Raw genomic sequence first — 25,377 nt, forward strand, 5'->3', positions numbered from 1 at the left:
TTCAAAAAGTTTTATTGGAATATGTTAATTCCAGATCAATCCCACTCCCCCTAAGCCAATAAATTTTGCTATATTGTTCGTTTTTCCGCGACATTTATTTTCGGTAACTATGAATACGGCAATACAAGCAGCTCTCGATCATGCGGTACAAACCCTGCAACAACAAGGTGTACTTCCTTCAGATTGGACCAACACGAGCCATTTAACCCGTACCAAAGACCGAAGTCACGGAGACTTTGCTTCAAATATCGCCATGATCGGTTCGAAAGCCGCTGGCATGAAACCACGTGATCTTGCTGAAAAAATCTTGTCAGCCCTTCCTGAAGTGGCTGACATTACCAAAGCAGAAATTGCAGGTCCGGGTTTTATTAACTTCTTTTTAAATGCAGACCAACGCTATGCAGTGCTTGATCAAATCCAAGCACAAAAAAATGACTATGGTCGTAGCCAAGCTAATGCAGCTAAAAAAATCCAAGTCGAATTTGTCTCTGCCAACCCAACCTCTAGTCTGCATGTCGGACATGGTCGTGGTGCAGCCTACGGCATGACCGTTGCGAATCTATTAGAAGCAACGGGTGCCAAAGTTGATCGCGAATACTATGTCAATGATGCAGGTCGTCAAATGGACATTCTGGCGACTTCGACTTATTTACGTTATTTAGAATTAACTGGTCAAACGCTAGTCTTCCCTAAAAATGCCTACCAAGGCGACTACGTTAAAGAAATCGCACAAGAAATTATTGATAAAGATGGCAATGCACATGTTCGTGCCGTTGCTGATATCTATAAAGATGTACCAGAAGATGTTCAATACGCTGAAGAACTCGATGCAGAAGGCAACAAAGTTGTACTTTCTGGCGATAAAGAAAAACACATCGATGGTTTGATCGCAAACTCGCAACAACACTTGGGTGCGGACTATCGTGTTTTCCATCAAGCAGCGTTACATGCCATCTTAGATGACATTAAAGATGATTTGGCTGACTTTGGTGTGACCTTTGACAAATGGTTCAGCGAAGACTCATTGACTGACAAAATTGATGAAGCACTCGAAACATTAGACCAGCGTGGTTACCTCTATGAAAAAGAGGGCAACATCTGGTTCAAATCAACTGAATTTGGTGATGAAAAAGACCGTGTGGTGAAACGTCGTAATGGTCAAACCACTTACTTTGCTTCTGACATTGCTTATCACTTGAATAAACTACAACGCGGCTATACCGACCTGATTGATATTTGGGGTTCTGACCACCACGGTTATATCTCACGTGTCAAAGCCGCGATTGATGCTATGGGTTACGACTCGAAGAAACTGACTGTGCTTTTGGTTCAGTTTGTCAGCTTGTGGCGTGGTGGCGAGATGGTGCAAATGTCATCTCGTTCGGGTCAATTCGTGACTTTACGCGATCTACGTAAAGAAGTCGGTAATGATGCGGCACGTTTCTACTATGTGATGCGTAAGTCTGAACAACATATCGACTTTGACTTAGACCTTGCTGTTTCACAAAGCAAAGACAATGCAGTGTATTACATTCAATATGCCCATGCGCGTATTTGCCGTATGTTAGAAAAAGCAGCATCTACAGAGATTAGTTTTGATATTGCATCAGCACGTGAACAAGCTAATCGCTTAGAGCTTGATGCTGAAACAGAAATCCTGTCTAAGCTTGCTGCATATCCAGATATTTTAGTACGTGCAGCAAATGCCTATGAACCACACCAAATTGGTAACTATCTTAAAGAGTTAGCTGCCCTCTTCCATGCTTGGTACAATGAGCATAAAGTTTTGGGTGATGATGTCGCACTTACACAAGCACGTTTATTGCTTTCAATCAACGTACAGCAAGTTTTGCGTAATGGCTTAGAATTACTCGGTGTATCCGCTCCTGAGACGATGTAAACAGCAAAGCAACGCTTTGCACATCGTCGCAAGACCGAAGGCTATGCCTGAGGTGGCGATGTAAGCAAGCCCTCTTTTCATCGTCGCAAGACCGAAAGCTATGCTTGAGGTGGACTGTAAAAAAGTGAAGCGAAAGCTTCACACATCGTCGCAAGACCGAAGGCTATGCCTGAGATAAACGACAATCAGTAAATCAAAGCTTAAATACATGTAAACTTAAGCCATGATTGTTTGACAATATGGTAAACAAAGCATTATTTTTAAACATAATGCTTTGTTTTTAAGCAGATTCAAGTTACAAATAACCTAATAGGATCAAGAGGAATTTCTGGTGTTTGGAAAAACGCAACGTGGTGTATCTGAACGACCAAACAAGCCTAAAAAACCACTCATTCCAAAGTGGTTGGGAATGCTTGTCGCAGTTCTCGCGATCCTGTGTGCTGCTGTAATGTTGATGCTTTGGCAACCTTGGCAACCGGTACCTGCAAAAAACCAAGTGACGTCTGAGCATTATGAAGAAGAAAATACTAATAAAGACTACCGTTTTTATGACTTACTTCCACAACAGCAGGTAACCCCAATTCCTGAACAAGCCGTGCCAGAGTCTAAACCTCAGGGCAATGTTGTGATTATCGAGTCACCAAAACCTGAAACCACAACCACAGAAGATCCAAGTGGCATCACCCCAAGTGAACAAGCTGTAGCACCAGCACATGCGACCTATATTTTACAAGTACGTAGCTATCCCGACCCAGACAGTGCTGATGCACGTCGTGCAGAAATCATCCTGAATGGTTTATCTGCAGATGTGGTGAAAAGCGTTGAAAATGGTCAGACTTGGTATCGTGTTTTCTCTGGACCTTATGATAGTCAAGAGTCTGCGCTTGCTGCTCAACAGACCTTACAACATAGCGGCATTGATTCAATTGTAATTAAACGCTAAAAATAGAGTCACAATAAAAAAGGGAACAATCAGTTCCCTTTTTTATGCTTAAAGATTTATGCGCATTGAGAATGTAGAGTTCCTTGTTCAGCACGTTGAAAAGCTGGACGCTGCTGAACACGTTGTACAAAAGCCTGAATATTTGGATACTTACCATGTAAGCGGTTCTGAATCGCAATCAGTGGAAAGGCCATTTGAATGTCAGCGAAAGAAAAATCACCTGCAAAATAATCATGTTTTGACAGATAATCCTCAAGATACAAAATGTGTTCTTTAACACGCGGGCGTACAAAGCCTGCTTTAACACCATCACTAATTTTTTCAGCAATAGGACGAATCACCCAAGGCACATGTTTGCTGACACTGTTCATCACCAGGGTCATGACGAGCAAAGGCATCAATGAGCCTTCGGCATAATGCATCCAGTACGAATACTGACGTTGATCGCTGGAGTGCTGTGGTTTAAATTTATGTTGTAGATCATATTGTTGCTGAAGGTAATCCAGAATCACGGCGGACTCTACAATTACATCTTCTCCATCTACTAAAATGGGTGCTTTACCAAGTGGATGAATCTGTTTAAGGCTTTCTGGGGCTGCGTAATTGGCTGACCTTTGATAATACTCAACTTGGCAATCCACACCAAGTTCTTCTAATGCCCACAAGATACGGAACGAGCGTGAGCATTGTAGGTAATGTAAGGTAATCATTTTTGTGCCTGCTTTTTTGCTGCGTAACTATGGTTTTAATCCCTCTCATAGTCACGCTTAGAATTATGTTTTGCCCAAGCACAATAGCACTTTAGTCTTAAAGAATCATGGTCTGAATGTCTAAACTACGTAACAAAGTTTTAGTAACAGGTGTTTTGCTACAGACATTGAGAAGTTTTTCTTGTAAGTCTTGTGAAACAGGTTGTTTAAATATTACACGACGCTCGATTCGTTCCTGCTGTTCACGATTGGTATGGAAATCCACTTCAACCGAAAACTCACCCAAATCTATTTCCTTATGCTGCGCATACATCCGCAAAGTGATCATGGTACAGGATGCCAGACTCGCAGTGAGGAAATCATAAGGTGCTGGACCTGTATCGTGTCCACCAAACTGCTCTGGCTTATCGGTGAGAAATTGATGCGTACCACTATTCACCGTCCCTTTCCAAGGTTCTGGCAAAGTTTGGACTGCTGCACTCGCGATAATACTCATTTCGATGCCCTCATTTGATCAGGTAAAACAGGTGCTTCTAAGCGTTTGCCTTGGTAATCTGGAATCTCTCCAAAACGTGCATCATGATTAATCCAGTCTTCACGCGCCTGCTTTAGATCTTCCATGGTACGACCGACAAAATTCCACCACAGTAAAATCGGTGATTCAAACGGTTCACCACCTATCAATAATAGACGATGACCTTGAGTTAACTCGACTTCAATCTCAGTTAGACCTGTTTCTAACACCACCATATTATCGGCCGTCAATTCATGCCCATTCACACGAGCCGTACCTTCCAACGCCATGAAAGCATATTCAAACTTAGGGTTAAGCGGAATACGGGTTTTAGTGTTCGCTTGCGCGGTTAAATCCACCCCCACCAAAGGTGTATGCACTTGCACAGGTGAGGTTGTATCGAGGAAATCCCCAACCAATACCGTAAATTCAACCTGATCTTTATTCACGATCGGTAATTCTGGATAGTGCTCAAACTTAGGCTCCATATTGCGCTTATCATCTGGCAAAGCAATCCAAAGCTGTGCAGCATGCATTTTTGTTTCAGTATCTGGCGCCACTTCAGTGTGTGAAATCCCATGACCTGCTGTCATCAAATTAACCTGCTTTGGGCGAATTAATTGCTTTGAACCCAAACTATCAGTATGCATCATGGTGCCTTCAATCATCCATGTAAATGTCTGCAAACCAATGTGTGGATGGGGTCCCACATCTAGACCATCACCCGCGGGGAAACTGACAGGCCCAGCATGATCAAGGAAACACCACGCCCCGACCAAGCGTTTTTGTCGGCTCGGCAAGGCTCGTTTAATCACGGTCCCCTTACCAATTTCTGCTGAACGAATAGTAAATTCTTGAATAAATTGATTGATATATGTTTCGCAGTCTTTTGAATCAGAAATATCGTAATCGTTATTATTGCTCATGATATGACTCTCTTTTACCTATGCTATTGCAATGAGTTGATAGCTTGATCTTATCAATACAATCATTCAGCAATATAGTCTTTTAGTAATACACAGAGTGTTATCAATGAGACAATCTCTCCCCTTTTTACAGATCTCCTAAATAGAAAATGCCCGAAGTTCATCAATGCGTTTTCATATCAACGATCAAACCTGTTAAACGACGTACAATGGGTAATAGAAACATGACCAATGGATAAGCAATCAACCAAGAGAACATCCATGTTGCTGACCATTTACTTAAAAACTCTGGTATGAAGCCAATGCTCATCCACATATTGGCGAATGACAAAGTACCACTCATAAAAAAGGATAAAATTAAGGGTAACACCCACGCTGCATATTTTGCAGGTAGTTTTTTCATAGACCGTTTTCTAGATATCAATTCCATATCGTTGATATTCGCCACTATTTCTTTACCTGCTGCTTTAGATTTTTCATAAATTGACCAAATTGTGGAAGAAACTCCTCAAATAAAGGATGATCTTTATTTTCCAACATCACTTCACTAAACAGCTTTAAACCAACTGCAAAAGATTTAGTGGTTTGATCATCAAAAAATTCCGCTTTCTTCAAACGTTCAACGATCTCAAAAATATCGTCATGGTTGCCTGTATAAAATTCTAAACGCTCGGTATAGGTCGAGACTTGCCCTTTCGCATCCTTTAAATGCTGTACGGTGACATGATATTGGTGTTGTTTCATAACATTCTCCACATGCTTTTTTAAGCACTTTCTTTAATTTCGACCTGCATCAAGTCAATTTGATATTGATTAAACACAACCTTCAAAGACTGTAAAAATTGTGCTTGTTTTGCTGTGGTTAAATCGGCACAGCGAATTTGTAGTAGTTGGATCTTAGACAAATTCGGAAGGTTAAATTTTGTCTCGGCACGATGAAATTGATAACTGGCAATTAGACCTGCGACCACGAGATCACTAACCACTCGATAGACTGTAGCCAGACTTAGCTGCTGTTGTTGCACATTAAGTCGTTGATAAATCTGCTTTACCGTAAGATCATCTGTCTGTTGCGCCAATATGGACAATACCGCCATACGCGGATGCGTGACTCGTAGCCCTGCCTGTTTGATTTTCTGTTGTAGCTCTAGCACCTTTACCTCCAACCTATAAACGTCCAATCGCAATGGCTGCTTGATCAATTTTTTCAGCAATTTGATGGATTTGCTCTTGTTGTAAATCCGCGATATTCAGTTTTAAACGCAGTGCTGTTTTTAAGTTTTCCATTGCACGGTGAATATCAATCAACTGATCGTTATTGTGAATTTCGCGTCTCAATCGCAGCTTTTGTAGTAATGCTGCCAGCATGTCTTGCTGCTCTTTTAAGTAAGCTTCGCCATATTCAGTCACCTGATATTGCTTACGTTCCACATCGAGTAAATTGATAAGATTCATTTCTTCCAATGCAGTCAGTGTTGGATAGATTGTTCCTGCACTTGGGGTATAACCATCACCTACAAGATCACTAATTTCTTTAATGATTTCATAACCATGTTTAGGACTCTGCTGGATCAAATGTAACACCAGTAGTTTCATACGACCTGATTCAAATAAACGACCGCGGCGGCCTGAACGGTGATGTTCTCGATGCTGGATATCACGTTCATGTTCGTGATGATCTGTTATGTGTTTCATCTTTATTTTTCTCATATTGCTTACTTTATGTATATTAAGATATATCTTAATTAATCTTATGGCAAGTAAAGATATATCTTTAAATTTTAAAATTCTGATATTGAATGAATTATTTATTTTTTGGATAGATTTTTAGAAAAAGTTAAGTAATAAAAAAGAGCGCCTAAGCGCTCTTACAGTTCTTTTAATCCTATAATTATCTCAAGATTTTTAGAGCCGATATGATTTGTACTGGGGCAGGCTCTTCTAAATTTAGTTGTGATAAAAACTCAACCATCGCATCAAAACTACTTTCATTACCCAAAACAATTTCATCGATACCCAATAAATCACCATTAATACGTTTTCTTTCTAAGCGTGTGGCCTCTTCTTTATCCATCGTTACTAAAAAGCACCTAGCCTTACGATGTACATATTTTAGAGAAACTGATTCCAAATCAGCCTGCTTATATCGCTCCCTTAAAGAGGTTTTTGCAGATATGGAAATCGGGCCAAACTCTTTACTATATACAATAAAATCAAAGTTTACATTTGGGACAAAGACAACTTTGGCTTGAACAAAAATAGGAGATACCCCATTTTTCAACATTATTGTAGCTAAAATTGCTTCAAATAACTTTCCATTTAAATTATTTTCACGTTGTGAATAGTGTTGACAATAAACATTCCAGAGCTTAGATACTTGTTGACTGGGTAAAAGCCCTTCAAGACTTTCTGTTCTTTCCAGAACAAATTTATAAGCTTCTAAAACTTTTCCACTAGCAACAACTTTATATTGCTCAATCAAATGTGTAATGTTCTGCACTAATTTTTTCCTTAATTTTTTTATAAAACGCCTCTATAGCATCCACTGAAACGGAGTTTCCTAATTGCTTCATCGCTTCAACTTCAGATACAGGAAATTTAAAGTCTTGAGGAAATCCTTGCATTAGCTTACCTTCTTGTGAGGTTATACGCTTAATTTCACCATCTACCTTGTAAAATTCCCAATTTCGCCTATCACCATAAATAGATCCTCGCCCCCCAACACGCAAGGTAAAACCAATATCCTTTTCACAATTACCACCAAGCACATCACTCATCGTGAATTTTAAAGCTTTTTTCTCTGGTTCCTCAATTTGAGTTACCCCATCTTTAAAACCAATCATAAATAAACGTGGTCGATGCTGAGGTAAACCATAATCACTTGATTTAACAATAAAACTCTGAAATGTATAGCCCAGACTTTCTAATTTTTCCTTAATAATACTAAAAGTACGTCCATTGTCATGCTTTAATAATCCACGAACATTCTCAAGAAAATACGCTTTCGGCTGTTTAACTTCTAAAATTTTTAGAATATTAAAAAAAAGTGTTCCTCGAACATCATCAAATCCTTTTTTTTGACCTGCCTGACTAAAAGGTTGGCAAGGAAAACCCGCACAAAGAATTTCATGATCAGGAATATCTTCTGGATCAACTAAAGTAATATCCCCATACATTTCTTCTGGTTTTATATGATGATTTGCTAAATATGTTTTAACAGCATTTTCATTAATTTCAGATGCAAAAACACATTTCGCACCTTGATTTGCAAGGGCTAGATGAAAACCACCTATCCCTGCAAACAAGTCGATGAAACGAATTTGTTGCAGCTGTTCTAAAAGTTGCAACTGTTTCATTTAATCATTCCCACTCAATCGTTGCTGGTGGTTTAGATGACACATCGTAGACAACGCGTGAAACATCTTTAATTTCGTTCATGATACGGGTTGAAATTTTATCAACCAAATCATATGGTAAGTGCGCAAAACGTGCTGTCATAAAGTCAACGGTTTCCACGGCACGCAGGGCAATCACCCATGCATAACGGCGGCCATCACCAACAACACCCACTGATTTTACAGGTTGGAATACCGCAAACGCTTGAGCTGTTTTGTCGTACCAACCGCTGTCACGCAGTTCTTGCATAAAGATATCGTCAGCAAGGCGAAGAATATCAGCATATTCTTTTTTCACTTCACCCAAGATACGCACGCCCAAACCTGGACCTGGGAATGGATGACGGTAAATCATGCTATGTGGTAAGCCAATCGTTGTACCCAATTTACGCACTTCGTCTTTAAACAAATCACGTAACGGCTCAACCAATTCAAATTCTAAATCATCAGGTAAACCACCCACATTGTGGTGTGATTTAATCACGTGTGCCTTACCTTGTTTGCTTGCAGCAGATTCAATCACGTCTGGATAAATTGTACCCTGTGCCAAGAATTTCACGCCATCAAGTTTACGTGCTTCTTCTGCAAATACTTCAATAAATTCACGACCAATGATTTTACGTTTTTTCTCAGGATCAACTTCACCGGCCAATGCAGACAAGAAACGTTGTTCAGCATCCGCACGGATCACACGAATACCCATGTTTTCTGCAAACATTTGCATCACTTGATCACCTTCGTTTAAACGAAGTAAACCATTGTCTACAAATACGCACGTTAACTGGTCGCCAATTGCTTTATGCAATAACGCAGCAACAACAGATGAATCAACACCACCAGACAAACCTAACAGCACTTTTTCATCACCAATTTGTGCACGCAATTGCTCTACACGTAGGTCGATAATGTGTTCAGGCGTCCAAAGACCGCGACAACCGCAAATCTTATGTACAAAATTCGAAAGTAATTCAGCACCTTTAGCTGTGTGAGTCACTTCTGGATGGAACTGTACGCCATAGAAACGACGCGTCTCATCACTCACTGCAGCAAATGGGCAGCTTGGTGTGCTTGCAGTCACTTGGAAACCTTCTGGAATCGCACTGACTTTATCACCATGACTCATCCATACGTGCAGTTGGTTCTCGCGATCTTGCAAGTTACCAATCAAATTATCACGTACTAGAATGTCTACTTCTGCATAACCAAACTCATGTACTTTACCTGGCTCTACTTTACCGCCAAGTTGTTCAGACATGGTTTGTAAACCATAGCAAATACCCAACACTGGCACGCCTAATTCAAATACAACTTGTGGCGCGCGTGGGCTTCCTTCTTCATGTACGCTCTCAGGTCCACCTGACAAAATAATCCCGTTCGGATTAAACGCACGAATGTCTTCTTCAGACATATCGAATGCATACATTTCAGAATAGACACCCGCTTCACGTACACGACGTGCAATGAGCTGGCTATATTGAGAGCCGAAATCCAGAATAAGGATACGATCTTCAGTAATTTGAGTATTGGTCGTCATGGTTCATCTTAAAGGCAAATGAATTAAGCGCCACATTCTAACATTTTTCACGCTTTGACGCACCGCAATTCATCATCTATCTTATTTTTTAGTTGGACTGGGAAATAAGCACTGATATTTAAACTAAAATTTCACAACCATGCTGCCAATAAAGAGAGTTAAATCAACAATTCTTGCTTATTCTGCTCAACACAAAACAAAAATTGGTGCTAAGATGATGAGTCGAAATATGTATTACCATGGAAAGGTATTCATTCGACAATCTCGTTGCCTTTTTATACGATTGTGATGACCTTATTCGAAGGAAAAATAAAGGGTAACTAAAAAATTTAAAGATATTGGCACATCACCACTATCCAAAATATTTCACTATCATCATCTAGCGCTTGCCCGACCACGAGCAACAATTAGGACTTGAAGGACCAATAAAATAATGTTTCAAGAAATGATTGCGGATTTTCAACAGAATTTCTGGTTATACATCTCAATCCCGTTTATTAGTGGCTTTATTGGTTATGTGACCAAAGTCATTGCCATTCAAATGATGTTTTCACCACTTGAATTTAAAGGATTGCGATTATTTGGTCTGCCACTTGGATGGCAAGGGATTGTTCCTCGCAAAGCAGAGAAAATGGCCACCACTGCGGTGGAATTGATGACCTCTAAACTCATCAAACCTGAAGAAATTTTTGCTCGCCTCGACCCGAAACGTATTGCTCAAGAAATTGAAAAGCCGTTGATGGCAGCAGCTGAAGACATTACCCGAGAAGTTGCACAGCAATATCAGCCGGGTTTATGGGAAGGCATGCCTGAGTTTGCACGACAAAAACTGATTAAACGAGTGCAGGCGAAAGCGCCAGAAATTGTTGAACACATTATGAGTGAAGTACAGAAGGATGTGACCAAGTACTTCGACATCAAACATATGGTCGTCAACAACCTACTCAAAGATAAACGCCTCCTCAACGAAATTTTTAAGAAAGTCGGCAAACAAGAATTCAAATTTTTTAGTAATGTCGGCTTTGTTTTTGGCTTTGCGATTGGTGTTGTGCAAATGCTATGCTGGATCGTCACTCAAGGTAAATATCCTTGGATGCTACCAATGTTTGGCGGCTTTGTCGGTTTCTTTAGTGACTGGATGGCCTTACAAATGATGTTCCGCCCGTTGTATCCGAAAAAGATTATGGGCTACACATGGCAAGGTTTATTCATTAAACGTCAGAACGAAGTTGCGGCTGATTATGCAGCCCTGATCTCGAAACAGTTACTCACCTCACGCAACATGATGGAAGAACTTTTTTCAGGCACACATTCGGATAAAGTCATCGAGTTGGTCAGCCGTCAAGTCAAACAAGAAATTGATTTACAAGCAGGTATTGTCCGCCCATTAGTGGTCTATGCCATTGGCGGTGAGAAATACCAAAACCTGAAAGCCGAAGTTGCAGAACGTATTTTAAAACAACTTCCAGATACCATGCGCTACGTTGAATCTTATGCAGAAGATGCAATGAATGTGCGTAATACATTAGTTGAGCGCATGCAGAAACTCAGCCCTGAAGAGTTTGAAGGCATGCTGCGTCCAGCCTTTAAAGAAGATGAGTGGTCATTGATTATTGTCGGTGCTGTACTCGGTTTTCTGGTTGGGGAAATGCAAATTCACTTTATGCTCTAATCATTTCAATGATGAAAAAAGGAAGCTTAAGCTTCCTTTTTTTTTAATGGCATTATTTATGCGCATGCTTTTCAATTTTAATCACTTCAATATCTGTCGGTTTATAACGATGCGTATCTACTTCACCGACTAAACGCACATGATCACCGACTTTTAGCCCAGCTTGACGCCAAATATCATCATCAATTTCAATACCTATCGTGCCACTTTGATCTTTGAACTCATAATGATCACTTTGTAAATGTTTCGTGATTTGTCCTGTCAGCGTCACGCCCGTTTCATCTTTCAGTTTGGCAACTTGACTGACCGTAACCACATTCTTTGCAGCCTCTTGTACAATCACATGGTCATCTTTACCTGCCCATGTCAGTGTTGATAATCCCGTTAAGATCACAATTCCACAACTTGCGATGATTTTTTTCATTTCATGTCCTATTTTATTCTCAAGTCTTTTGATCTAAACAGAAATAAGTACTGATGTCGGCTTCAGTTTGTAATCAAGCGTAATCAATGTAATGGACACATACGCTTAACCCCGCTACTTAGAGCGGGGTAATTTTCCACAATGAATTATTTTTCAATTACATGGTCTAGACTAAAACGACCGGCACCATAGAGCATTAACGCGAAGAAACCTCCAGCCATTGCAAAGTTTTTCATAAAGTTAATGGCATCCTCCGCCCCAGCATGGAAGATAAAGGCTGTAATAATACTAAAAAGCCCTAAACCCAAAGATGCAAAGCGTGTTTGGAAACCAAATAACAGCGCCAAACCACCACCAAATTCCACCAGAATCACCAATGGTAATAGAACACCCGGAACACCCATTGATTCCATATAACCAGCAGTACCCGCATAACCAACGATCTTGCCCCACCCAGCAACAAGAAAGATATAAGCCATTAATAAACGTGCAACTAAAATTACAACGTTTGATACACCAGACTGAGTTACGATATTTTTTACAACAACATTCGGATTAAACATAATTGATTCCACAGTGTGTTTGTTTTTTAACATGTAGACAGTTTATGTATCTTTAATTTTGCAATAAACACCAATTTAGTTAACATATCGTTCCTTATTTGCAACAATAAACCTATTCTGGAAAGTTACCAATTAATTTGCTTTTTATACTGACATTCTACAGATGCACTGCTAGGATTTAGTCCACATTCATAGTGTTAACACCTTCATGGAACTCATTGATTTTATTCTGCACGTTGACGAACACCTTTTAGAATTCATTACCAATTATGGCGTATGGATTTATGCCATTTTATTCTTAATTATTTTTGTTGAAACTGGTTTGGTGGTGATGCCATTTTTACCAGGTGATAGCTTGTTATTTGCTGCAGGTGCATTAGCCGCGTCCACTGGGGCAATGGATCCATGGGTACTTGGCGTTTTATTGTTTATCGCAGCAGTACTTGGCGATACCTTAAACTATCATATTGGCCGTTATGTGGGTCCACGTGTTTTTGAAACCAATTCACGATTCATTAATAAACAGCACCTGCTTAAAACCCAACAGTTCTTTCAGCGCCACGGCGGTAAGACGATTATTTTCGCCCGTTTTGTTCCTTTTGCACGTACCTTTGCACCATTCGTAGCAGGTGCTGGCAGCATGAACTATAAGTACTTCTTGACCTATAACGTGGTAGGTGCATTCTGCTGGATCGCATCGTTCATTACCCTTGGCTATTTATTCGGAAATATGCCAATCGTGAAAGATAATTTTACCCATTTAATTTTCGGTATCATTATTATCAGTATCTTACCAGGTGTGATTGGTTTTATTCGCCAGAAAATGAAAGGTGTTAAGGCATAATAAATTGAATCTTCGTTTAAAACAGACGAAAGATCATTGGTAGCATACAAATTAGTAATAACATTGCCGATCCTTTATACAAATGATCGGCTTTGAGCCCAACTAGACTCCCCGCCAATAAAGCACGTCCAAACAACATCCAGAAAATACTGACAGGAATTAGAATTAAGCTAAAGATAGCAAACACTAAAGCAGCCTGTTCCATTGAATTCCAGGTTTCACTTGGAAAAATACCAGATGCCAACAATACCGTTTTAGGGTTCTTTAAAGTCGATAAAAATAGCTGTCTTTTACGGATATGCTGATGATGTTGATCAAGCTTTTGTAAATGTGAGCCTTTCCACAGATGGAATGCCATCCAAAGCACATAGAGTAAACTGAGCGTATGCAGAATCGCCCCAATTGCTGGCCAAATCGGATCAAATAAATGAATGAAAAGCGCCCATAAACTAATACCATACATATACCCCAACCATTCAATCGGGATAAAAGTCATGGTCTTAGGTACACCGTGTTGATGTGTTGCACTGGCAAGCAAAGCATTGGTCGGACCAGGTATTAACAATACCGCCAACATCGCCAAAACAAAAAACCAACTCTCAATCATATACATACCGAACGACTATACATGGCCGCCACCTTAAACGAATTTAGGGCAAGAATACAAATTTTAAGGGGCTGCTCAAATAAAATAAATCAATCAATTAGCTCAAGTTGAAATTTTAATTATTTGATTTTTATAACTATATTTTGAAACATTTTGCTATAATTTAGTTGCTGACCGTCATCGTGAACCATAACGATCAGCACTCAAAATTTATGATTTTGGACGTTGCTTCACAATGATTGGGCAGCCTTTGAATCTCGCTGCTTGTACAATTGCATCTTGTTGTCCCAACACATTGGCAAGTTCAGTATTTTTGGTATTCATTGACTGTCCCATATTCACCGAAATCGATGGACCAAAGCCCCAGCCACCTCTACCCCAGCCACCACCAAGTCCAAGACCAACCCCGACACCAGTACGTTTTGGCGTTTGTACACCATTTTCAATGTAAAGCTGAATACGGTTGTACTCGGCTTGCAACTGTTGGCAATTCAGTGCTTGATATTGTGTAGGTGACACATAGGCGGGCTTAACCGTTGATGCACATGCACCCAATAACATAGCCGCTGCCAGAACAGGCATCCAATATAAGCGTTTCATAAGATTCTCTTATTTCTTTGATTCAATCTCATTGAACAGGGTCACATAGGCGACGGTCAATTTATGGTCAGATGCCAAATGAATCAAGGGTAAATTCTTTTGATGTGATTCTTTCATCAAGATCGATGGTGGCAACATGCTGTCGAGCACAGGTAAACCTTCATCTTTGAGTTGTTGAACCACTTCACGAGGTAATTTTGCCTGAGATTGGAACTGATTGACCACAATTCCCTCAATCTCCAAGCGATCATTATGATCATCTTGGGTTTCGAGCACATTTTCAATCAAAGTTTGTAACGCACGTTTTGAAAACACGTCACAATCAAACGGAATCAGCACGCGATCTGCTGAAATTAATGCAGATAACGTAAAGAAGTTAAACGCAGGCGGTGTATCAATAAAGATGCGGTCATAGCGCGCACTGAGAGACTGAATCGAATCACGTAATTTATAAATTTTGTGTTTACTTTCCAGCGCATGTTCTAATGCACCTAGGCTTGGGCTTGCAGGAATCACATCCAGATTGTCAAAAGAAGAACGGTGTACATAACTGTCTAAACCTTTGCCACGTGGCGCTTTCAGGATTGAGCCAATCGCATTTCCGATTAAGCCTTTTTGCTGCGTACTGCCTAGAATATCATCAAAGAAGTTTTCAATGTTTGGCTCTAATGCTGCCTTGTCGGCAGAATAGGTTGCATCTTCACCTAAAAGGTATTGGCTTGAATTCGCTTGTGGATCAAGATCAATCACCAAGGTTCTAAATCCTTGTTTCGCACTAATCGCAGCGAGATTGACTGTAATACTTGATTTCCCCACACCACCTTTTTGGTTAAACACCACACGCGTTAACATGATTTCCCTCTATAATATTTTTGTAAACTGCATGCAGTTTAACCTAGTGACAAAACAATTACTCAAACAATGTGTCAAACAATCAGGCAAAAACAGGCTTAATCATCACCAAACCGAGAATACCCACCATAGCCACCGTCCCAATGAGTAATCCTGCACGCCTTTGTTGCAATAAAATGCTGCTGTCCTTTTTATAGGTTTTGATCAAAGAAGACCACAACACAAAGAACAAAATCACTTTGGCATAGAACCACGGCTGCACCTCAAAATTGTTCATGAACAGTAAAACTGCCCCCGTCACAATAATTAAGGTCAAAGATAGATGTTGTAATCCCACCAAGCCTTTGCGTGCTTTTGGATTGGGCTGTTGGTCTTGTACACCAACAAATAGTGTTGCGCCACGTAATACAAAAGCAATGATCAATAAGCTCACTGCGGACATATGCACAATTTTAGTGAGGAAGAGATCCATCATTAATCCTTAGCTTTTTGGTGCATGTGCACATTCAGGGCTGGCAGGTGCTTGGCCTTGCCATTCGCTAGGGACATAGGCATGAATCGCAAGTGCATGGATTCTCCCAGGACTCATCAACTCCGCTGCAACAGCATAAATTTTTTGATGACGTTGTACTAAGCGTAGGCCTTGAAACTCATCACTTACCACGATGACTTTAAAGTGTGATTCTTTACCTGGGAAATATCCACCATGCCCTGCCGACTCATTAATCACTTCAAGATGGGTAGGTGCAAGCGTGTTTAAATGTTCAATCAACTGTTGTTCTAAGTTCATCAGTCACTCTGTAAGGTCAGATTGAGATAGCTCATTAGTATACATGAGCGGAATCTGAGGGAAACTTTTGTACAAAAATTTGCTTTCTCAGGCTTTTTTTGCATGAAAATGCTTTAATTTTATGCAAATAATCAATTTCTTTGCATAAAATTATTGACCCTATTTTTGCATAATGTATTATACACGGCATGCGGGAATAGCTCAGTTGGTAGAGCATAACCTTGCCAAGGTTGGGGTCGGGAGTTCGAGTCTCCTTTCCCGCTCAAATTTTTAAGTGTAAGTTTTAGTAAAAACTGCTCAATTAGCGGGAATAGCTCAGTTGGTAGAGCATAACCTTGCCAAGGTTGGGGTCGGGAGTTCGAGTCTCCTTTCCCGCTCCAGATTCAAAAAAGCCCTAATCGAAAGATTAGGGCTTTTTTCTTTGCAAATTATAATGCTCCACGTGGAACATAAAATTAAGACTGTTCTGTAATCTTGGCATCCAAATTGAGACTTTGTTTCTTCATCTCAGTTTCTACCACACCATATTTTCGATCACGTGGCATAAAGGTGGTCGAGATAATCGCAATCACCGCCATACTGCCAATATACATCATAATCAGATGAGGACTGCCGCCACCGACACTGAGTAGCTTTGTCGCAATCAGTGGCGCAAGACCGCCACCCAATACCCCAGCTAACTGCACCGAAATCGAGATCCCGCTATAGCGAATTTCTGCGGGGAACTGGCGGGCAAAAAGCTGTGCCTGTGGCGCGTACATAATCGGAAACACCACCCCGATCGCCAGTACAATTGCAGTCCAAACCAATACAGGATCTTTGGTATTAAGCATGCTAAAAAATGGATAGCTATACAGTGCCAGTACACATAGGCCAAACATAAACATGTTGCGCTGCCCCACTTTATCTGACAAATGCCCACATAATGGTGTCATCACTAAAATCACAGCTGCACCGCAAATTGTTGCAAATAAAATCTCTTGTCTTGCAATGCCAAGCTGTGTGGTGGTGTAGGCCAAAGTAAAAGTAGAAGCAATATAAAACCATGCATTCTCGGCTGCACGCGCTACGATAATGGTGATGAGTTGCTTTGGATGCTTTTTAAAGACCTGTAAAGCAGGAACTTTAATCTCTTCTTGTTGCTGTTTTACTTTTTCAAAATCTGGTGACTCTGGCACTTTGACTCGAATATACCAACCGACCGCCAGTAAAATAATGCTCGCTAGAAACGGAATCCGCCAACCCCAACTAAATAGGGCTTGCTCGGGCAATAAAGAAACTAATCCAAGTGCGATCGATGCGAGCATTAAGCCACCGCCAGTACTGGCTTGAGGAAGGCTGCCCCAAAATCCTTTTTTACCTTCTGGTGCATGTTCAACCGCCATCAGCACTGCACCGCCCCACTCACCACCCATGGCCATACCTTGGATAAATCTCAGGATCACCAAGCCAATTGCAGCCCAGTAACCAATCGTCTCATAGGTTGGCAACAAACCAATCAGTACCGTTGGAATACCCATCAACATCAGCGTGAGCAATAACATCGATTTCCGACCAATCTTGTCACCAAAATGCCCAAACACCAAACCTCCCAACGGTCGCCCGATGAATCCAACTGCATAGGTCGCAAATGCCGCAAGTACACCCGTCAGCGGATCAAGATTAGGGAAAAATAATTTATTAAAAATTAAAGCTGCTGCCGCACCGTAGATAAAAAAGTCATACCATTCAATGGTAGTCCCTACCATACTGGAGATACCCGCCAATCGATGGGATGACTTTTTAGAAGATGAACCGTTTCCATGTATTGTTTGCATCATCATGTTCCTTGCTTGGATTTTCTTGTTTTATATTTTTTGCTGATCATCAATCCTGACCATCAGCATGTCAGACTTTGTAATACTCCTGAGATTGGTCAATATGAATATTTGGATTTAGCTGAGTTTTTCTAAAATCTGTTCTAGCTCTGGATTACGTTGTTGCCATTGCGGCTGTTTGTCTTTATCTACAATTAAGGCACGCACACCCTCAATAAAATCACCATGTTCAAACCAGATATCTTGTAGGTCTCGCTCCAGTTGCATACATTGTGGCAAAGAAAGACCACGGCCCAAATGTTGTAGTTTCAAACTGGTTTGTTTGGCAATAAATGATCGCTGCTGCAAGATGCTGAGCATTTTTTCTGCCCAAGGCTGCAATTGTTCATCCTGCTCATTCGCAAGACTTTGCTCAATTTCGTCCAAATGCTGAAAACCAAAATGTTTGCGAATACCATCTGCCAACTGTTTCAGTTCACTTTCAGCAGGGCGAGTAATAAAACAAGCAACAATATGCTCAATATTCTGTTTACTCAGGTTCGATTCATTGATCAGTGCATTTTGCAAAGCATCCAACTTGTCACTGGGTACGTGATAGTCGATTAAATCTAAATAAAGGGCGTCACTACTGCTGATCTGCTCGCCCGTAATGGCCAGATAAACCCCAATATCATCTAGTCGAGACAGGAAGTGGGTCGCACCAACATCTGGGAAAAAGCCAATCGCTGTTTCAGGCATCGCAAATCGAGATTTTTCACTGCTCACCACAATATGACACGCTTGTGCTAGCCCAAAACCACCACCGAGCACATAACCATCGAGCACCACCACCACAGGCTTTGCATACTCACGTAGCAGATTCAGCATTTTATATTCGGCACTAAAATAACCTTTATAATCAGCCGTATCATTTTTATAGCTATCATATAGATAGCGAATATCCCCACCTGCACAGAAGGCTTTGGGGCTATTCGATTTAATCAGGACCGCCTGAATTGCTGCATCATAACGCCACAGTTCCAGTTGGCTACAGATGCCCTCAATCATCTCCAGTGACAAGGCATTTAAATGTTTGACCCGATCTAAGCTAATTAGACCAAGACCACCTTTTTGCTCAATCATTAACTGATTTTCGATATTCATTGTTGTTGATCTCTTATCGATTTTTAAATTTGGCCTGACGTTTTTCCACAAAAGCCTGCATACCTTCTTTTTGATCCGATGTGGCAAAAATGGAGTGGAACATACGTCGTTCAAAACGCAATCCTTCGGTGAGATTCACTTCAAAGGCGCGATTAATGGTTTCTTTTAACATCATGTTGGCTGTTAAAGAACGTGCAGCGATTTTTTCTGCGGCTTGTAGGGTTTGTTCAAGTAATTGTTCTTTACTAAACACACGTGCCACCAGCCCACTTTGCTCAGCTTCAACTGCACCCATTTGTCGTGCGGTAAAGCACATTTCCATGGCTTTGGCTTTGCCAATCGCATGAGTTAAACGTTGTGTGCCACCAATCCCTGGAATCACACCCAAAGTCACTTCAGGTAAACCAAACTTGGCATTTTCGGCACAATAGATAAAGTCACACATCAGTGCCAATTCACAACCACCACCCAAAGCATAGCCACTAACTGCTGCAATGAGCGGTTTACGGCGTTGCGCAATACGATCGGCAAGATGGAAAAAATCATCAAAATAAATGTCAGGAAAGTTCAGATCGGCCATTTCCTTAATATCGGCACCTGCGGCAAAGGCCTTTTCTGAACCTGCCAACACCATACAACCAATCTCGCGATCTTTTTCTAATTCATCTAAAGCCTGATTCACCTCACTAATCAATTCACTATTCAGCGCATTCAAGGCTTGCGGGCGATTCAGAGTAATCAACCCTACGCCATTGCGTTTTTCTAATAAAATGGTTTGCCACTGCATCATCGATTCCTTGTTCTCTTGTTATAAGCTACGGGCGATCACTAAACGTTGAATATCACTGGTGCCTTCATAAATCTGACAAATGCGCGCATCACGATAGATGCGTTCAATCGGAAAATCTTTAAGATAACCATAACCACCAAACACCTGTAATGCGGCTGAACAGACGCGCTCAGTCATTTCCGAGGCAAATAGCTTAGCCATAGAAGCCTCATTTAGACAGGGTTGCCCTGCTTCTTTAAGACGTGCAGCGTAGTGCACCAGTTGTCGAGCCGCTTCAATCTCGGTCGCCATACTAGCAAGTCGGAATGCGAGTGCCTGATGTTCAAAAATTGGTTTACCAAAGGTCAGACGCTCTTTGGCATAGCGCGTGGCTTCTTCCAGTGCAGCACGCGCCAGACCCACCGCCTGTGCAGCAATACCAATACGACCACCTTCCAGATTGGCAAGCGCGATTTTTAAACCTTCACCTTCCGCACCCAACATCAGGCTTTTATGAATACGCACATCTGTGAGGGCAATCTGACAGGTATCTGACGCATGTAAACCGAGTTTTTCTTCCACTCGAATCACCTCATAACCTGCTGTATCACGTGGCACAAGGAAGGCACTAATGCCCTTTTTGCCTGCATTGGGGTTAGTCACGGCAAAGACGATAATCACGCCTGCGTTGTCGCCCGAAGTAATAAACTGCTTGGCACCATTGAGAATATAGTCATCGCCATCTTTCACAGCACGGGTTTTAATCGCTGCTGCATCTGAACCTGTATGGGGTTCAGTTAGGGCAAAAGCACCGATCATTTCACCTTGTGCCAATGGTTTTAAAAAGCGCTCTTTTTGCTCATCGCTACCAAATTTTAAAATCGGCACACAGCCCACCGAGTTATGCACACTCATGATGGTTGAAGTGGCACCATCTGCTGCGGCCACTTCCTCAAGCGCCAAGACATAAGCGAGATTACCTGTATCGGAACCGCCCCATTGCTCTGGAATCAGCATCCCCATAAAGCCGAGTTGCCCCATTTGTGCCAATGCAGCTTTCGGAAAAATGCCATGTCGGTCCCAGTCACTGGCATTGGGCTTGATTTGTTCTTGGGCGAAGCTTTTCGCCATATCTCGAATTAAGCTTTGTTCTTCAGTTAATTGCATCTTATCTTCCTTACCCTGCTTTCGCTTGCTGTTTCGCAATTTCCTGATTACGTAATAAAAAACGCTGAATTTTGCCACTTGGGGTTTTTGGCAATTCAGTGACAAACTCGACCAAACGCGGATAGGCATGGGCAGACAGGCGTTTTTTCACAAACTGACTCAATTCCTCAGCCAGTTGCTCCAAAGGCTGAATGCCTGCCGATAAAATCACAAAGGCTTTCACCACCTCAGTACGCTCTGGGTCAGGCACTCCGATCACTGCCGCTTCAACCACCGCATCATGTTCCAGCAAGGCACTTTCCACATCAAACGGTCCAATCCGATAGCCCGAAGTGGTAATCACATCATCACTGCGCCCAACAAAACTCATGCTGCCATCGGCATGCAACTCGGCAGTATCGCCTGTCAAATAGTACTGCCCAATAAAAGGCGATTTACGCGTTTCATGATAGCCACCAAACCACATCATCGGGGATTGGCTGATATCAACTGCTAAAATCCCAGGCGTATCTGCAGGCAATTCTTCGCCCTGTTCATTCACCACGGCAACACGATAGCCTGCACTGGCAAACCCTGCTGAACCAGCACGAACCTCATGGCTTAAACCATGGTGATTACACACCACCATGCCCACTTCAGTTTGCCCATAATGATCATAAATTGGTGCATCCAACACCTGTTTAAACCAGCGAATCACTTCTGGATTCAATGGCTCTCCTGCACTACTGACTACACGGAACTGACCTTTTAACCCGGCCATTTGAGCAGGGTCAGCCGCCATCATCATGCGGTAAGCTGTAGGTGCACCCGCCAGATTGGTAATCTGATAATCCTTCACAATCTGACATAGGCTGTCAGTACTAAAACCACCGTCATAGAACAAAATGGTGTGCCCTAGAAATAAGGGGCCAGTGATACCGAAGTACAGACCATATGCCCATCCTGGATCAGCAATATTCCAGAATGAATCGTCTTCCCTAAGACCAACCGCATCTTGCATATAGCGAGCAAATGCCAGTAAGGCTTTTAACGGAACTTCTAAAGGTTTTGCAGGTCCGGTGGTCCCCGACGTAAACATCAGTAAAAATGGATCTTGGATGGTTCGCATCACCAATTCACATTGATCAGACTGCTGTTTAACTTCATCCCAGAAATTAAAGTCTTCTGGATTTAACGGTGTCGCTTGCTGATCTGCAACCGTGACAATCGCTGGACAACGCTCAACTTCATCGAGTTTGCTGCGGTTACCTGTATCCGTCACCACCAGCTTACTTTGTGCCAGTTGTAGACGATGCTCGATTGCCTTCGGCCCAAATGCAGTAAACAAAGGCTGATATACCGCACCAATTCGCCAAGCGGCAAAAATCGTCACCAATAGCTCCGGTGTTCTCGGCAGTAATCCTGAAATACGATCACCAGCTTTTACACCTTGAGATTTTAAGAAATTGGCAAATTGACTCGACCATTGCTGTAACTGGCGAAAGGTGTATTGTTCTTTTCGACCATCTTTACCTTGCCAATACAACGCGATCTTGTCGTCATGCGCATGGCGATCACAACATTCATAACAGGCATTTAGTGCATCGACTGAACCTGACAGCATTTGTGTTGCTGTGCTTTGCAGATCAAAAGCCTGTACCGTCTCTTTATAATTCAACATCTGTGTTCCCTCAGTCTGCTTTGATTGTTATTCATGACAGGGTTTAATTTTTTGGTAGCCATCCTTTGGCTTGAGCTGTTATGCCTCTGGCGGCAGGTATTGCTGAATAATGCTGGAAAAATCGAGATGCGCATTGCCACGCATACACATTTGCTGATACAGCTGCTGCACCATCCCACCCAACACAATCGGTTGTTTGACCTGTCCTGCCGCTTCTACTGCAAGCCCAAGGTCTTTCAGCATCAACTGCGTGGCAAAACCATCTTGATAGCCACGCGAAGCTGGTGCATTTTCATTAATCTGTGGCCATGGATTACAGACTTCCGAACTCCAGCAACGACCACTTGAGGTGTTAATCACACCAGCCAAGGCTTTTGGATCAATGCCCAGTTTGGCACCGAGCGCCATACCTTCTGCCACGGCAGCCATAGAAATCCCGAGAATCAAGTTATTGCAGATTTTGGCAATTTGACCCGCACCCACCTCACCACAATGCACCACGTTTTTGCCCATGTGGCTGAGTACGGGTTTGACTTCATCAAAAGTCTGATCATTGGCACCCACCATAAAGGTCAAGGTACCTGCTTGTGCACCGATGGTGCCACCCGAAACAGGCGCATCACAAATATGAATATTTTTACTCTGCGCAATCGCAGCAATGTCCTTGATGGTTTTCGGGTCAATGGTACTGCTATCGATACATAAGCTACCTGCTTTCAATACCTCTAACACACCATTTTCACCGAGATAGACTTCTTTGACATGTTTTGCCGCAGGTAACATGCTGATCAGTACATCAGCTTGTTTGGCAGCCGCTTGAGGGCTATCACACACCACACCACCTGCCTCGGCAAAGTGCTGAATCGCCACTTCGCTGAGGTCATAACCATAGACTGTAAGTCCTGCTTTAAGCAGATTTTGGGCCATTCTGCCGCCCATATTGCCTAGACCGATAAAGGCGATATTCATCCGTGATCCCCTTATTAACGTAAACTGATGGTGGTATTGACACCGCCCACTTCGTGGCTGTCTTCAAACCAGCGGCTGGTGATGGTTTTGGTTTGGGTATAGAACTGTACAGCCTGTTTGCCATAAGGACCTAAATCACCAAGTTTTGAACCACGAGAGCCTGTAAAGCTAAAGAACGGTACCGGGACAGGAATAGGAATATTAATGCCGACTTGACCGATATCAATCAGGTTCTGGAAAGTACGCGCAATCGCCCCACTTTGAGTAAATAATCCCACACCATTACCAAATGGATTGGCATTGATCAGCGCAATCGCCTCTTCAAGCGTATCAACACAAATAATAGACAGCACAGGCCCAAAGATTTCTTCTTTATAAATGCGCATGTCAGTATTTACACCACTGAAAATCGTCGCTCCGACAAAGTTGCCTGCCTCATAACCTTGTACCTGAACATCACGCCCATCGAGTAACAGTTCTGCACCTTGTTCAACACCACTATTGATCAAATCCAGTACCCGCGCTTTGGCACGTTTTGAAATCACAGGACCTATATCGGTATTCGGTTCATGCCCTGCATTAACAGTTAACGTTTTGGCTTTTTCGACTAACTCTGCAATCCAGTGTTTGCTATCTCCAACCATCACCGCAACAGACAAAGCCATACAACGTTGCCCTGCTGCACCAAATGCTGCACCAACTAAAGCATTCAGCGTTTGTTCTTTATTGGCATCAGGCATTACCGCGACATGGTTTTTCGCACCCATCATCGACTGCACACGTTTGCCATGTTGTCCTGCAAGGTTATACACATGCGTGCCCACCGCAGTCGAACCGACAAATGAAATGGCTTTAATATCTGGATGCGTACACAGGCGATCGACCACCTCCTTACCACCATGCACCACATTCAACACCCCTGCTGGAATGCCTGCCTGAATCGCGAGTTCGACCAGCATCATGGTCGACAATGGGTCTTGTTCTGATGGTTTTAAAACGAAGGTATTGCCGCATACAATTGCCATTGGAAACATCCACAATGGAATCATGGCTGGGAAATTAAATGGGGTAATGCCCGCACACACGCCCAAAGGCTGCTGTAAGGTATAGGTATCTACACCACGCGCCACGCCTTCAACGTATTCACCCATCTGTAAAGTACCGACTGAACAGGCATGCTCAACCACTTCTAAACCACGTTGAATATCACCTTCGGCATCTGCCAAAGTTTTGCCTTGTTCCGCAGTCAATACCTGTGCAATCTCCTTCATATTTGCACGAATCAAATCTTGCAGTTTCAGCATGATACGCATACGTGCCTGAATCGGGGTTTGACGCCAAGACGCAAACGCTGCTTGTGCAGACTGAATTGCCGCATCGACTTCCTGTACCGTAGCAAATGGCACACGACCAATCACCTCCTGCGTTGCAGGATTAATAATGTCTTGCCATTGTTGGGTTTCAGATTCGATAAAACTGCCGTTAATGAGTAACTTGGCTGTTTCCAATTGAATATTTTGGATTGTGTTCATAACCTCTCCATAGGCCGTATTTTTATTGTGTTCAGTGTTTAGAAAA

Annotated in this window: 28 protein-coding genes and 2 tRNA genes; 6 read left to right on the forward strand and 24 right to left on the reverse strand. The window is 42.1% G+C overall.

The window, feature by feature from the left end:
* Nucleotides 1-109 precede the first annotated feature (109 nt).
* Both argS and F3J02_RS16255 read left to right on the forward strand, forming a co-directional pair.
* Nucleotides 110-1,900 carry an arginine--tRNA ligase gene (argS, locus tag F3J02_RS16250; RefSeq protein ID WP_167250947.1) on the forward strand — a complete coding sequence of 597 codons (1,791 nt, stop codon included), beginning with the start codon at nucleotides 110-112 and terminating at the stop codon, nucleotides 1,898-1,900.
* Nucleotides 1,901-2,231: 331 nt separating this feature from the next.
* Nucleotides 2,232-2,843, forward strand: coding sequence for an SPOR domain-containing protein (locus tag F3J02_RS16255; protein ID WP_167250949.1), 612 nt, complete (start codon nucleotides 2,232-2,234; stop codon nucleotides 2,841-2,843).
* Nucleotides 2,844-2,899: 56 nt separating this feature from the next.
* Here F3J02_RS16255 and F3J02_RS16260 read toward each other — a convergent pair whose 3' ends face one another.
* The 10 genes from F3J02_RS16260 to guaA form a co-directional block, all read right to left on the reverse strand.
* Nucleotides 2,900-3,553, reverse strand: coding sequence for a glutathione S-transferase family protein (locus F3J02_RS16260; protein ID WP_167250951.1), 654 nt, complete (start codon nucleotides 3,551-3,553; stop codon nucleotides 2,900-2,902).
* A gap of 97 nt (nucleotides 3,554-3,650) precedes the next feature.
* Nucleotides 3,651-4,049, reverse strand: coding sequence for an OsmC family protein (locus F3J02_RS16265; protein WP_167250953.1), 399 nt, complete (start codon nucleotides 4,047-4,049; stop codon nucleotides 3,651-3,653).
* Nucleotides 4,046-4,993: a pirin family protein gene (locus F3J02_RS16270; RefSeq protein ID WP_167250955.1), complete on the reverse strand. Its 948-nt coding sequence runs from the start codon at nucleotides 4,991-4,993 to the stop codon at nucleotides 4,046-4,048. The genes F3J02_RS16265 and F3J02_RS16270 overlap by 4 nt, the downstream gene beginning before the upstream one ends.
* A gap of 163 nt (nucleotides 4,994-5,156) precedes the next feature.
* Nucleotides 5,157-5,396, reverse strand: a complete 240-nt coding sequence (locus F3J02_RS16275) for a DUF2798 domain-containing protein (RefSeq protein WP_167250957.1) — start codon at nucleotides 5,394-5,396, stop codon at nucleotides 5,157-5,159.
* Nucleotides 5,397-5,440: 44 nt separating this feature from the next.
* Nucleotides 5,441-5,737 (reverse strand): DUF3861 domain-containing protein, encoded by a 297-nt coding sequence (locus F3J02_RS16280; RefSeq protein ID WP_167250959.1) that lies wholly within the window; start codon nucleotides 5,735-5,737, stop codon nucleotides 5,441-5,443.
* A 20-nt stretch (nucleotides 5,738-5,757) separates the two neighbouring features.
* Complete coding sequence (locus F3J02_RS16285; RefSeq protein WP_167250961.1) at nucleotides 5,758-6,147, reverse strand: Fur family transcriptional regulator; 390 nt, start codon at nucleotides 6,145-6,147, stop codon at nucleotides 5,758-5,760.
* A 13-nt stretch (nucleotides 6,148-6,160) separates the two neighbouring features.
* The gene (locus tag F3J02_RS16290; RefSeq protein ID WP_167250963.1) at nucleotides 6,161-6,688 is read right to left on the reverse strand and encodes a PadR family transcriptional regulator; all 528 of its coding nucleotides are present in this window, start codon (nucleotides 6,686-6,688) and stop codon (nucleotides 6,161-6,163) included.
* 196 nt (nucleotides 6,689-6,884) lie between these two features.
* Entirely contained in the window at nucleotides 6,885-7,493 is a 609-nt protein-coding gene (locus tag F3J02_RS16295) for a hypothetical protein (RefSeq protein ID WP_167250965.1), read from the reverse strand.
* On the reverse strand, nucleotides 7,468-8,349 hold the full coding sequence (locus F3J02_RS16300; protein ID WP_065344144.1) for a DNA cytosine methyltransferase: 882 nt from the start codon (nucleotides 8,347-8,349) through the stop codon (nucleotides 7,468-7,470). Before F3J02_RS16300 ends, F3J02_RS16295 begins: the two co-directional genes overlap by 26 nt.
* Nucleotides 8,350-8,353: 4 nt before the next feature.
* Nucleotides 8,354-9,922: a glutamine-hydrolyzing GMP synthase gene (guaA, locus tag F3J02_RS16305; protein WP_167250967.1), complete on the reverse strand. Its 1,569-nt coding sequence runs from the start codon at nucleotides 9,920-9,922 to the stop codon at nucleotides 8,354-8,356.
* A 445-nt stretch (nucleotides 9,923-10,367) separates the two neighbouring features.
* Here guaA and F3J02_RS16310 point away from each other — a divergent pair, with 445 nt between their 5' ends.
* Nucleotides 10,368-11,594, forward strand: coding sequence for a DUF445 family protein (locus F3J02_RS16310; protein ID WP_171067187.1), 1,227 nt, complete (start codon nucleotides 10,368-10,370; stop codon nucleotides 11,592-11,594).
* 52 nt (nucleotides 11,595-11,646) lie between these two features.
* Here the strand turns inward: F3J02_RS16310 and F3J02_RS16315 are convergent, their stop codons facing one another.
* Nucleotides 11,647-12,018, reverse strand: coding sequence for a NirD/YgiW/YdeI family stress tolerance protein (locus F3J02_RS16315; RefSeq protein ID WP_167250969.1), 372 nt, complete (start codon nucleotides 12,016-12,018; stop codon nucleotides 11,647-11,649).
* Between the two features lie 146 nt (nucleotides 12,019-12,164).
* On the reverse strand, nucleotides 12,165-12,581 hold the full coding sequence (locus tag F3J02_RS16320; protein WP_167250971.1) for a DoxX family protein: 417 nt from the start codon (nucleotides 12,579-12,581) through the stop codon (nucleotides 12,165-12,167).
* Nucleotides 12,582-12,789: 208 nt separating this feature from the next.
* Here F3J02_RS16320 and F3J02_RS16325 point away from each other — a divergent pair, with 208 nt between their 5' ends.
* Nucleotides 12,790-13,425 (forward strand): DedA family protein, encoded by a 636-nt coding sequence (locus tag F3J02_RS16325; RefSeq protein ID WP_167250973.1) that lies wholly within the window; start codon nucleotides 12,790-12,792, stop codon nucleotides 13,423-13,425.
* A gap of 16 nt (nucleotides 13,426-13,441) precedes the next feature.
* Here F3J02_RS16325 and F3J02_RS16330 read toward each other — a convergent pair whose 3' ends face one another.
* The 5 genes from F3J02_RS16330 to F3J02_RS16350 form a co-directional block, all read right to left on the reverse strand.
* Nucleotides 13,442-14,032 (reverse strand): LysE family translocator, encoded by a 591-nt coding sequence (locus F3J02_RS16330; protein ID WP_167251120.1) that lies wholly within the window; start codon nucleotides 14,030-14,032, stop codon nucleotides 13,442-13,444.
* A 210-nt stretch (nucleotides 14,033-14,242) separates the two neighbouring features.
* Nucleotides 14,243-14,632, reverse strand: coding sequence for a hypothetical protein (locus F3J02_RS16335; RefSeq protein ID WP_167250975.1), 390 nt, complete (start codon nucleotides 14,630-14,632; stop codon nucleotides 14,243-14,245).
* A gap of 9 nt (nucleotides 14,633-14,641) precedes the next feature.
* Nucleotides 14,642-15,484, reverse strand: coding sequence for a ParA family protein (locus F3J02_RS16340; protein WP_004801912.1), 843 nt, complete (start codon nucleotides 15,482-15,484; stop codon nucleotides 14,642-14,644).
* 82 nt (nucleotides 15,485-15,566) lie between these two features.
* Nucleotides 15,567-15,956, reverse strand: coding sequence for a SirB2 family protein (locus F3J02_RS16345; protein ID WP_167250977.1), 390 nt, complete (start codon nucleotides 15,954-15,956; stop codon nucleotides 15,567-15,569).
* A 9-nt stretch (nucleotides 15,957-15,965) separates the two neighbouring features.
* Nucleotides 15,966-16,274, reverse strand: a complete 309-nt coding sequence (locus F3J02_RS16350; RefSeq protein ID WP_004801908.1) for a BolA family protein — start codon at nucleotides 16,272-16,274, stop codon at nucleotides 15,966-15,968.
* Between the two features lie 190 nt (nucleotides 16,275-16,464).
* Here F3J02_RS16350 and F3J02_RS16355 point away from each other — a divergent pair.
* Nucleotides 16,465-16,537: transfer RNA gene (locus tag F3J02_RS16355), tRNA-Gly, on the forward strand.
* A gap of 41 nt (nucleotides 16,538-16,578) precedes the next feature.
* Nucleotides 16,579-16,654 (forward strand) — tRNA-Gly (locus F3J02_RS16360).
* A 75-nt stretch (nucleotides 16,655-16,729) separates the two neighbouring features.
* Here F3J02_RS16360 and F3J02_RS16365 read toward each other — a convergent pair.
* The 7 genes from F3J02_RS16365 to F3J02_RS16395 form a co-directional block, all read right to left on the reverse strand.
* Entirely contained in the window at nucleotides 16,730-18,091 is a 1,362-nt protein-coding gene (locus F3J02_RS16365; protein WP_167250979.1) for an MFS transporter, read from the reverse strand.
* 117 nt (nucleotides 18,092-18,208) lie between these two features.
* The gene (locus tag F3J02_RS16370) at nucleotides 18,209-19,234 is read right to left on the reverse strand and encodes an enoyl-CoA hydratase/isomerase family protein (RefSeq protein ID WP_167250981.1); all 1,026 of its coding nucleotides are present in this window, start codon (nucleotides 19,232-19,234) and stop codon (nucleotides 18,209-18,211) included.
* A gap of 13 nt (nucleotides 19,235-19,247) precedes the next feature.
* The gene (locus F3J02_RS16375; RefSeq protein WP_167250982.1) at nucleotides 19,248-20,021 is read right to left on the reverse strand and encodes an enoyl-CoA hydratase; all 774 of its coding nucleotides are present in this window, start codon (nucleotides 20,019-20,021) and stop codon (nucleotides 19,248-19,250) included.
* A 21-nt stretch (nucleotides 20,022-20,042) separates the two neighbouring features.
* Nucleotides 20,043-21,170 carry an acyl-CoA dehydrogenase family protein gene (locus F3J02_RS16380; protein ID WP_167250983.1) on the reverse strand — a complete coding sequence of 376 codons (1,128 nt, stop codon included), beginning with the start codon at nucleotides 21,168-21,170 and terminating at the stop codon, nucleotides 20,043-20,045.
* A gap of 10 nt (nucleotides 21,171-21,180) precedes the next feature.
* Nucleotides 21,181-22,830: an AMP-binding protein gene (locus F3J02_RS16385; protein WP_167250984.1), complete on the reverse strand. Its 1,650-nt coding sequence runs from the start codon at nucleotides 22,828-22,830 to the stop codon at nucleotides 21,181-21,183.
* Between the two features lie 78 nt (nucleotides 22,831-22,908).
* Nucleotides 22,909-23,799, reverse strand: coding sequence for a 3-hydroxyisobutyrate dehydrogenase (gene mmsB / locus F3J02_RS16390; RefSeq protein WP_171526159.1), 891 nt, complete (start codon nucleotides 23,797-23,799; stop codon nucleotides 22,909-22,911).
* A gap of 14 nt (nucleotides 23,800-23,813) precedes the next feature.
* Complete coding sequence (locus F3J02_RS16395; RefSeq protein WP_167250985.1) at nucleotides 23,814-25,331, reverse strand: CoA-acylating methylmalonate-semialdehyde dehydrogenase; 1,518 nt, start codon at nucleotides 25,329-25,331, stop codon at nucleotides 23,814-23,816.
* Nucleotides 25,332-25,377: the final 46 nt, after the last annotated feature.

The sequence above is a fragment of the Acinetobacter sp. Tr-809 genome (assembly GCF_011753255.1).
In the GTDB taxonomy this organism is placed as follows: Bacteria; Pseudomonadota; Gammaproteobacteria; order Pseudomonadales; family Moraxellaceae; genus Acinetobacter.